At 35.1% G+C, this 11,427-nt stretch carries 5 protein-coding genes; all 5 read right to left on the reverse strand.

Features of this window, described 5'->3' with window-relative positions; genetic code table 11:
• Positions 1–4,842: beta strand repeat-containing protein (locus tag IRZ83_RS18050; RefSeq protein WP_228520724.1), on the reverse strand; the 4,842-nt coding region annotated here is incomplete at its 3' end.
• A 672-nt stretch (positions 4,843–5,514) separates the two neighbouring features.
• Positions 5,515–6,258, reverse strand: a complete 744-nt coding sequence (locus IRZ83_RS18055; RefSeq protein ID WP_194570577.1) for a rhamnogalacturonan acetylesterase — start codon at positions 6,256–6,258, stop codon at positions 5,515–5,517.
• A 179-nt stretch (positions 6,259–6,437) separates the two neighbouring features.
• Positions 6,438–7,787, reverse strand: a complete 1,350-nt coding sequence (locus IRZ83_RS18060; RefSeq protein WP_194570578.1) for a glycoside hydrolase family 28 protein — start codon at positions 7,785–7,787, stop codon at positions 6,438–6,440.
• Positions 7,788–7,811: 24 nt separating this feature from the next.
• Positions 7,812–9,821: a pectate lyase gene (pelA, locus tag IRZ83_RS18065; RefSeq protein ID WP_194570579.1), complete on the reverse strand. Its 2,010-nt coding sequence runs from the start codon at positions 9,819–9,821 to the stop codon at positions 7,812–7,814.
• Positions 9,822–9,828: 7 nt separating this feature from the next.
• Positions 9,829–11,427, reverse strand: a complete 1,599-nt coding sequence (locus IRZ83_RS18070) for a glycoside hydrolase 43 family protein (protein WP_194570580.1) — start codon at positions 11,425–11,427, stop codon at positions 9,829–9,831.

Raw genomic sequence — 11,427 nt, forward strand, 5'->3', positions numbered from 1 at the left:
TGTATCATCAATAATTACATTTTGAGCAGCTGTTGCAATATTTCCGTTTCCGTCATCAAATGTCCATGTAACCACTGTTGTTCCTTGAGCTGTTATTGGGAAAGCTGTAGTGGTTGTTCCTGTTATTGTACCTGCGCAGGCGTCTACTGCTGTTGGTACTGCAGGGGTTGCATTACATTGTCCTGTTACATCTGCCAATACTGGTGCAACCGGAGCAATCGTATCATCAATAATTACATTTTGAGCAGCTGTTGCAATATTTCCGTTTCCGTCATCAAACGTCCATGTTACCACTGTTGTTCCTTGTACTGTTATTGGGAAAGCTGTAGTGGTTGTTCCTGTTATTGTTCCTGCGCAGGCATCTACTGCTGTTGGTACTGCAGGGGTTGCATTACATTGTCCTGTTACATCTGCCAAAACAGGTGCAACCGGCGCAACTGTATCATCAATAATTACATTTTGATTCGCTGTTGCAATATTTCCGTTTCCGTCATCAAATGTCCATGTAACTACTGTTGTTCCCTGGGTTGTAATTGGGAAAACGGTAGTGGTTGTTCCTGTTATTATACCTGCGCAGGCATCTGCTGCTGTTGGTTCTGCAGGGGTTGCATTACATTGTCCTGTTACATCTGCTAAAACTGGTGCAACCGGAGCAATCGTATCATCAATAATTACATTTTGATTCGCTGTTGCAATATTTCCGTTTCCGTCATCAAATGTCCATGTAACTACTGATGTTCCTTGTGCTGTAATTGGGAAAACGGTAGTGGTTGTTCCTGTTATTGTTCCTGCGCAGGCATCTGCTGCTGCTGGTGCAATTGGAGTTGCATCACACTGACCTGTTAAATCTGCTAAAACTGGTACAACTGGCGCAACAGTATCGTCAATGATTACATTTTGATTTGCTGTTGATGTATTTCCGTTTCCGTCATCAAATGTCCATGTAACTACTGTTGTTCCCTGGGTTGTAATTGGAAAAGCTGTAGTCGTTGTACCTGTTATTGTTCCTGCACACGCATCTGTTGCTGTTGGTGCACTAGGTGTTGCATCGCATTGTCCTGTTACATCTGCCAATACTGGAGCAACCGGTGCAATCGTATCATCAATAATTATATTTTGAGTCGCTGTCGATGTATTTCCTGAACTATCTGTAAAGTTCCAAGTAACTACAGTTGTTCCCTGTGTTGTTATTGGAAAAATAGTAGAAGTTGTACCTGTTATTACGCCACTATCACAATTATCTGTAGTAGTTGGTGTCAGAGGCGTTGCCGAACATTCTGCTGTTACATCTGCTAATACCGGCACGACTGGTGCTGTAGTATCTGTTATAATAACATTTTGATTTGCAAATGATATATTTCCGTTTCCATCATCAAATGTCCACAAAACAATAGTTGTACCTTTTGCTGTAATTGGAAATGCAGTTGTTGTTGCTCCAGTAATTGCTCCTGTACAGGTATCTGTAGCTATTGGTACTGTTGGTGTTGCAGAACATTCTCCTGTTACATCTGCTAAAATTGGCATAACAGGCCCCAATGTATCATCTATTATTACATTTTGATTTGCAGTTTGTGTATATCCGTTTCCATAATCAAAAGTCCAAGTAACTACAGTTGTTCCTTGAGTTGTAATTGGAAATAAAGTTGTTGTTGCTCCGGTAATTGTACCTGCACAAGGATCTGTAATTGTCGGTGCTATTGGTGTTGCTTCGCATTGTCCTGTAATATCTGCTAAAACTGATGGAGCTACTGTTGCATTTATAGTGATACTTGCAGTTGTTGTTCCTGAACAAGTTGCATTACTAAAATTGTAAGTAATCGTATGAGTTCCAACTGTAGAAAGTGCTAAATCTATTGTTCCTGTTGATGGGTCAATAATTAAACCAGTATCTCCGCTGTAAGTACCGCCTGCTTCACCTGTTTGAGTTACTGTGGCTGTACCCCTATTACAATAAGGACTACTTGAGTAAGCAATTGATGCAGTTGGCAATTCATTTATTTCAATTAACGCTATGTCTGTACTAGAGCAAGTACCATCAGTGAAACTATAAGTTACCGTATGATCTCCTATCGTAGAACCAGCTAAATCTATAGTTCCCGTTACAGCATCAATAATTAAACCCGCATCTCCACTATAGGTTCCTCCTGTTGTACCTGTCTGGGTAACTGTCGCAGTACCTGTTTGACAATATGGAGTGCTTGGATAGGTTATTCCTGCAATAGGCAACGAATTAACTATAACCGTTACAGGCTGTATATTACTACAAGTTGCATTAGTGCCTTTTATGTAATATGTGCCGCTAACATCTATAATAGTTGGATCAACTATTGGATCTGTACCTTCTGAATCTGTAAAATAAGAGTATGTTAAACCTGTTTCACTTCCTGCAGTTATTGCTGGTGCAGTAATATCTACTGTATTAGGAAAACAAACAGCTGCCGGATTTGTTATTGAAACAACAGGAAGCGCTGTTATATTTATTGTTAAATTTGAAACTGTAGTACTGCTGCATGGAGGCCCAAAAGTTACGGAACAAGAAAAATTATTATTTCCAACTGATAAAGCATTATAATTTACCAGAGGGCTTTTAAGAGTTTCATTAGCTGTAGTAATTCCAGGTCCAGTCCATAAATATGAAATTGCACCCACAGTATCTACATCTAATTGTAATGTTCCTGTACTAAGATTACAAAATGTTGCTGGAGTTGACTGACCTTCAGCCGTAGCTGTTGGAGCCGCTGCTACACCTATCTGTGCCGATTGAGTTATGATATTTCCACAACCGTCTTTAATTCTAAAAAAATAAGTGTTATCTGTTAAACCCGAAAAAGTATTACCACTTTGATAAGCACCAAAATTAGTTCCACCATCTGTACTAAGAGCATACTCTAAAACATTTCCAGGTGCAGGCGAGTTTGATGTTGCTGCGATAGTTAAAGTTCCATTAGTCGCGCCACTGCTGCAAACATACCCACCAGTATTAGTTTTATCCACAGTAATAACATTATTAGAATCATAAGTCAAGGTTTGAGTAAGGACATTCACAGTTCCTCCTTTTATTCGTAAACCAAAAACATAAGTACCATAACTTAATCCGTTAAAAGGAAGTGATGCTGTATTACTGGCTAAATCTCTAACCTGACCAACACTTGATGGACCAGAAACAATAATAACCTGATAAGCACTTACACTATCAAAATTTCCATTCATTACATAATTAAATCCTCCGCAAACAGGCGTTATAGTATTTCCGTTTAAAGTAGCATTATAACCTGAAACTGTAGCATTTATAGTTCTTGTACCACAAGGAATAGTCATATCTAAAGTATAATGACCTGATGGCCAATAATCTAAAGGATCTGAAGCATTTACTCTAGGTAATGTAGCGCTTCCTGAAGTAGCATTTAATGGAGTACTGCTTGTGTATCCTACAGGTACTAAAGGATTATCTGATGCTGTGACTGTATAATTAATAATATCTCCAGCCTGAACAGGAGTTACTGTTAAAATTAGTCTTCCGTAACCTAAAACATTTAAATTTTGCTGTACTCCAGTAAGAACCTGACTAATAGTAAAAGTTGAAGCTGCGGGAATTGATATATTTTGAGAAACTGGAAGCGTATCAAAACTTCTTGTAGTACTCCCTTGTGCATCTACATAAGTCACATGGTAAGTAGCTCCTGCTGTAAAACCAGCAATAAGTTGTGCAGTACTGTTAATAGTAGTTGTAACAATATCTGCAGGATTTGCTATGTTAGTAAATGTAACATTCAAAGGAAAACAGCTTAACCTGTTAGGTACCGCTCTAATAAGTCCTGCTCCTGCACAATTACTTGGTCCCATAGTACCGCCGCTATTATATTGCGTAACATTAAATTCTTTAGAATTACCACAATTATCACTCAGAACTACCTTCATAGTGCCACTTGCTATTTCTGCTAATACGCCAGCTTTTGTAGCAACTAGTGGTAATCTAACTGTATTAAGCAAAGGTGAATAACCCGCTCCACCTACATCACTATATCCATCAGCGTTAGTATCCTGACCGTAGAGCTGTCCTTGATATAATATTTTCCAGCTAAATCTTGCCGCATCGCTTGGCGAAATAGTAGTGCTATTAGCTATATATTGAAATAATAATTCGTTAATAACATTCAGAGGCGTAGAACAGTTATTTGTTGTATTAAAACTAGGATAGGCTAAACTTCCTAATTTAAAATCATTTACCGTTACTGTAGGATTAGAAATAGATGTTGCTCCAGTAATAGTCTGTCCGCAATCATCAGTCACGCTTACTAAATAGTTATTAACTCCCAACGGATTAAAATTAAAAGTAGTTGCACTTATTGGTCCGCTATTTTGCAAAATAACACCTGGCGCTGACTGTGCAGCTATAGTATATGTATAAGGTGCCTTTCCCGCTGTTACTGTCGATGTTAATGAAGCCGTTCCTCCTACGCAATCTGCTACCTTTGTAGGCGTAGAAACAGTCATGGCAGTGTAGCCATCTGTAACCGTGATATTTGTGCTTGAAAATACAGTTCCTCCAGCAGTTGCTCTAGCATTTACAACATAAACTCCCGAACTTAATCCTGTAAAAACATTAGTGTTTGTAAACTGTGTAGGATCTCCAGAAACTGGTGCCACTACAACACCAGCTTTTGACAATTGGTATTGCGGAGTAGCACCCAAACCTGTACTGCTTGCAGTTACAATTCCACTGTTAAAACATCCTGTGTTGCTCGCGATGCCAGAAACAGTTTGAGCAAAAGCTTCATTACCCATGAAACTCATTACTGGTAATATAATTAACAGTACTAGTAAAGTAATTTTTGATTTCATAATTGTTTTTATTAATTAAAACAGGCTTACTTTGAACACGATATCTTTTTTAAATAGTAAAAGATATGCTGTTATTAAAACAACTGTTTTGTAATTAAATCCTATATTTTATTGATTTACACCCTCTTACGAAAGCGGGCGCAAAAGTCTAGCTTGTTCAATTTTGTTATTACCCTTAAAAGTTTAAAAAGTTATAAAATAGGGTATTTATCGTTTGGAGGAAAGATTCTCCAAATAAATGGAAATGAACTGAACAGCAACTAAACAATAATTAAAAGACTTAATTACAGATAGTTAAACAATAATTTGAAAAATTATTTTATTATAAAAAAAGGTACGGGCGTAATAAAAAAAAATAGCTCTTTAAGTGTGGCTTATAGTAATGGCCTTATAACACCTGATGAATTATCCTACTAAAGATTTTGTAATTCAACTATCAAATGTAAATAAACCAAATTATTAGTTTTTTACCTTTAAAACACAAAAGTACTGAATTTCAACACATTAATAAAATTTTAACACTAAAAAAGTTAGGAAAGTATTTATAAAAAAAAAGAGATTACTACTATATTTTAATTTATTGCAAAAAATAAAGAGCTAAAAAAAACATTTATAAAAAAAAAGAGAGGACATTTATCCTCTCTTTTCTAATTTAAAGTTTTACAATCAAGTTTATTTGATTCCCTTTTTAAGTTTATCTACTGTAGAATCCTGTAATAGTTTAATTTGATCTACCACAATTTGAGCAATTGCTGTTGCCCCTTTCAGAGAAAGATGAGTATCATCAGCTTTATCTTTATCGTAATAGGCATTTTCACCTGCTTTAAAATGTAAATGCAATTGCTTTGATTTTTCTGGACCATAAGATTGCTCCAACAATTCTGTATAATATTCTAAATCTATAAATGGAACTTTATATTCCTGAGCAACCAATCGTGTTTCTAACGGATAATCGCCATGTGTTGGCACTAATACACCTTTTTCATTGAAGTTTCGTCTGGATATAGACGTAAGCAATATTGGTGTTGCGCCTTTTTCTCTAGTTTCTTTTACAAACCGAATTAGATTATACCTGTAAGTTGTATGCGGATTTGTATATCTCGTAGAATCTTCTATTTTTTCATCATTATGACCAAATTCAATAAAAACATAATCACCTTTTTTTAATTTTTTATAAATTGAATCCCAACGGTTTTCATTTATAAAGCTTTTGGTACTTCTGCCATTTACAGCTTTGTTTACTACAAGAATATTATCTTTAAAAAATGGCTGAAGCACCTGCGCCCAACCATGTTCCGGATTGCGGTCTGGATCTTTTTTATTCGCCATTGTCGAATCACCAATTGTATATAATGTTGTTTTCTGAGAAAAACAAACTGACGAGATTAATAATGTTATTATGATATATTTTTTCATTTTTTTGATATTAGACTTCTTAGATACTAGACTTATTAGACATTAGACTTCTTAGATATTAGACTTCTTAGATACTAGACTTCTTAGATACTAGACTTCTTAGATACTAGACTTCTTAGATACTAGATTATTAGATTATTAGAATATGCTTTTTTTGTTTCTTTGAACCTCCAAAAAACCTATTTTGCAGCTGTTGGAACTGTCGCCTTCTTGCCAATAAAAACATCTGTCATCAAAACATTTTCAGCATTTTCGTTTGAAATCGCGTTTTTAGCTTCTTTAATTTCAATATTATTCAAACTGATATTTCGGATTTTTTTATCTGCAAATCCTTGAATTACAATTCCAGATTCAGTTGCTTTATTACATGAGATATTTGAAAAATGAATATTCGAGATGTCTGATTGAAAACCTTTTCCTTCTCCATGGTAATTAGCAGTGATGTACAAACAATCTTCTACTTCATCCAACTTAATATTTCGGACAAAAATATTTTTTATAAATCCACCACGATCTGCATTGGTTTTTACATAAATACCTCTTTTTAAATACCCAACTGTTTTACAATTCTCAACAAAAACATTTTGAATTCCAGCTGACATTTCGCTTCCCAAAACAACTCCATGAAGTCCTTTAAAATTGCAGTTTCTAATGACAATATTTTGGCTCGGTATTGCTGTATTCGCTCTGCCTTCATGATCTCTGCCTGCTTTTATAGCTACGTTATCATCACCATTATTGAAAGTTACATTTTCAATTAAAACATCTTTTGCATATTCTGGATCAATTCCGTCATTATTATAATTTAAGGCTTTATAACTGATGCCTCTAATCGTAATACTCTGTGATTTTAAAAGATGCAGACACCAGAAAGGGGAATTTTCAATACGAATATTTTCAACTAAAATATTTTTGCAATTAAAAAACTGAATCAGCTGCGGACGCAAAAAATAACCTTCACCAAATTTCCTGTCTTTTAAAGGAACATTCGTGTGATTCATTTCACGGCTCAAATCTTTTCCCTTCCCTTCTTTTTCTTTAAAACTTTTCCATATTTTGCTTCCTTCTCCATCAATTGTTCCTTCTCCTGTAATAGCAATATTTGTACAATCATAAGCATAAATAAGCGGACTGTAATTATACAGCATCGTACCTTCCCAACTGGTTAAAACCATTGGCAGATAGTCTTGAGGATTGTCACTAAATTTAATTTTCGCTCCTTTTTCAAGCTTAAGATTTACATTGCTTACAAAATGAATTGGTCCGTTAATTTTATAAGTGCCTTTAGGAACTATAATGGTTCCGCCATTATTCTTTTTGCACAATACCATTGCTTTATCAAATGCAATTTTATTATTTGAAATTGAATCTCCTTTCGCACCTAATTTTGCAATATTTATTTGATAAGAAGGAAAAACAGGAAGCTGAATTCTATTAACAATTGAATCAACCTTTGCACTCGGAAATTCGTTATTCTGCGCGAAAGAGCTTAATGAAATCAATAAAAAAATAATGCATTTAAATTTCATAATATCGTTTGCTAGTTCCTGATTTTATTTAGAGTACCAGTTTGGTATTTCATCTTTAAGAATGTTTTCAATTGTATATTTTTCAGCCTCATTTTTTTGAAGCTGATGTGACCATGCTACTCTTTTAGCTGGCTGAAAACCTTCACCTGAACAATTGTATTCAGCATAAAAAGATGTTTTTTCAGCTTCTGGTTTAGACCAATTTTCCCAGCCCTCTGGTCTTATTTGTTTTCCTAATTCACAACTTATAAAAACAGTTTTAGCATAAATTCGCCACGGTCTTCCTAAATAAACTGCTGTTGCTTCTGGATTAGCTGTTAATTTGCAATTTTTAAAAACAAATCCAAATGCGGTTCCTTCTGGAGTTGATGCTGCGGTGATGTACGAATTTTTAATGCTGTTGATAGTACAATTTTCAAATAATGAAGTGGCACTTCCAAAGATAAAGTCCGTAGTTCCTTCAATGTAACAATCTTTAAAATATTGTTTTGCTTCTTTACCGGATAAGTACAAAGTATCCTGATTTCCTAAAATAGAACAGTTAGAAACCTTAGCGCGATTTGCCACAATTGATAAAGCAATTCCTTGGCCATTATCGCCAGAAGTATTTTTAATCGTTAAATTGGCGGCCGAAAAATCATCGCCTTCAACCAAAACTGTATAAGTATAAAAAGTACTGTTTCTTCCTAAATTGATTTTTTTAAAATTATCATCAAAGGTAATAATAGTATTTTCTCTGCTTTCTCCAACGAGAGCAACATTTGTATTCCATTCAGGAACACGAATTTTCTCATTATAAATACCATTTTTGACAAGTATAGTTACTTTTTCATAAGGAAAAGCTGGACTTGCATAAACTGCATCCTGAATTTTAGTAAAATCGCCTGATCCGTCTTGGGCAACAGTTATAAAATTATCTTTTTTTTTTGCCGAAGCTTCAGTTGAAGAAACTTTTACTCCATTTTTAATGGCCCAGGCTGCATATTTCTTCAGCACTTCTTTTGGCGCATCAGAATACCAAGAATAACCGTTTCTTCTTTCAGACCCAATTTGATCGAGAGATTTTTTCCTTATTCCATCGCGGTCACAAAAGAAAGGTTCATTAGTTTCAAGATCCATAAATCGAGCCCATATTGGTCCAGCATTTACGGCAGGAATCATTTTTTTATCTACAATTTTTCCGGTGTCGTCTAAAACTCTTTTCTCTTCAAGATTGGTTATTTTTGTTTTCTCAAACCAAGCCTGCGCGCTTTTAACAGCGGTAATAATTTCTGGAGAAGGTTTTTCGATTGACATTAAAAGCAATACAATTTTTGTCGATTCATAACCGCTTAACGATGCTAGTTCAAAAGCTCTTGCATTGGCCGGAGCCAGAGTAACTTCATCATGCTGTGCACACCAGGCTGTTAAAACGCCATTTTGCTTATACTGGGTTTTCAAAATACAGTCTATTCCTTTATCAAAAGCTTTTTTTGTTTTTTCAACAATTGTCTGTGATGGCTTAATACTATAATAATCAGTTCCTTCACTGACTTGCTTCATTACATTCAAGATGTTAACCATCGAATCGTCATTGTAGGTAATATGCGTATAATATCCTTTTTTTAATGGATAAAATTGAGGCCAGCCTCCATTTTTATATTGAGCTTCAAGAAGATAATTCAATCCCTTTAAAAAAGATTCTTTGTAACGCTCATCTTTTACCTGCGCATACATTCTAGACATAAAAAGCATTTCCTGACAAGTTGCACCATTATCTGTTGTAGTTTCTACAGCTGTTTTTTTAAGTGCAATCAAATCTTTTTCTTCCTTTTGAGTCAGTTCTTTCTGCATCTGGATATTTTTTGGCCAGCCGCCAATATCTCTTTGATACAACAAAACATTCTCAGCTATTTTTTTGGCTTCCGCCGAACCAAACCAAGATGCTTCATTTTTGCGAATAATATCAGGCCAGTTTTTATAAGTATTTTGAGCATTCGATGCCAAACTTACCAATACAAAAAGGAATACTGCTGTTCTTTTTAATTGAATCATTTTTAAGTTATTTAGTAATTCTAAACCAATCTATTGAAACGTTTCCGGAGTCATTTGTAACTTTTTCGCTCAAAGCAAAAAGTCCAACTTTCGCGCCAATCCATTTTCCTTCTTTTGATACAAATTCATTCCCAATTTGCTGATATTTTTTATCATCTAAACTATATAAAAAACTGCAGATACCTCCTTTTTTAATTTGAACTCTCAAATAGATAGTAGAATTTGGTATCGCAATCGGACTTGTTTCTGTTTCCGTTATCTTTTTATCAAAAGTTCCTGTTTTTTGATTTAAAAATAATTTTCCATTGTCATTTTTCAGAGATAAATAACTGTAATCCAAGCCCATTATAATCAAACCCGTTGATTCACCGTTTAGTCTTGTATTAAAAGTCATTTTGGTTGTAACTGTGAATTCTTCTGCTGGAAATTTCTGCAGCAATAAATTGGGCGCTTCAAAAATCTTTTTACTGTCTTTAATTGTAGGCAGACAATACAAATTTAAATAACCTAAACTTGTGGGAAATCCCCAATTTGTCTGCGCATTTGCCTGCCATTGCCATTGTAAACCTAATTTGGGTAAATTAAACTCATCTGATTCTGCCGGAGTTTCAATTGGATATTTTTTTCCAACATTTGGTTTTTTAAAAGTTGTTACAGGCTCACCAATTCCGTTTCTATCAAAATCTTGTCCCATAATAGGCCAGTCATTTTCCCATCTCATTGGCTGTAAATGTACAATTCGTCCGTAAGCCCCTTTATCCTGAAAATGTATGAACCAGTCTTCTCCAGTTTGTGTTTGTACCCAAGCTCCTTGATGCGGACCATTAATTTTTGTTTTTCCTTGTTCTAAAACTTTCTTTTTCTCATAAGGCCCAAAAACATTTTTAGATCTTAAAACGGTTTGCCAGCCTGTAGAAACACCGCCTGCGGGAGCAAAAATATAATAGTAATTGTTTCGTTTGTAGAATTTTGGACCTTCAATTGTGCCTTCGCTTTCATGACCGTCAATAATCATTACTTCATCGCTCTTAGCAAAGGTTCCTTCTGGATTCATACTGCAAACTGTGATTAAGCTTTTAATCTGCGCTCGGCTTCCTGCATAAGCGTGAACCAAATATGCTTTGCCGTCATCATCCCACAACGGACTCGGATCAATTAATCCGGTTCCGCCTTTTACCAAAACAGGTTCTGACCAAGGCCCTTCGGCTTTTTTGGCTTTAATCATATAAATTCCGAAATCAGGATCTGGGTAATAAATATAAAATTCATTTTCATGGAAGGTAATACAAGGCGCCCAAACTCCATTTCCATGCTGCACTTTATCAAAAGTCTCAGTTGGTATTTGCTTAATAAGCGCATAGCTTATAATCTTCCAATTCACTAAATCTTTAGAATGCAAAATAGGCAAACCCGGAATACAGTTAAAAGAAGATGCTGTCATATAAAAATCATCACCAACTCTAACTACATCAGGATCTGAATAATCTGCATGAATAATTGGGTTTGTATACGTTCCATCACCATTGTCAGGCACCCAGACTTGAGCAAAATTTTTCTGCAAGAAAAATATGGATATTAAAAAAAAGATGACTTTTATATTTTTCAT

It is taken from the genome of Flavobacterium sp. JLP (genome assembly GCF_015350755.1).
In the GTDB taxonomy this organism is placed as follows: domain Bacteria; phylum Bacteroidota; class Bacteroidia; order Flavobacteriales; family Flavobacteriaceae; genus Flavobacterium.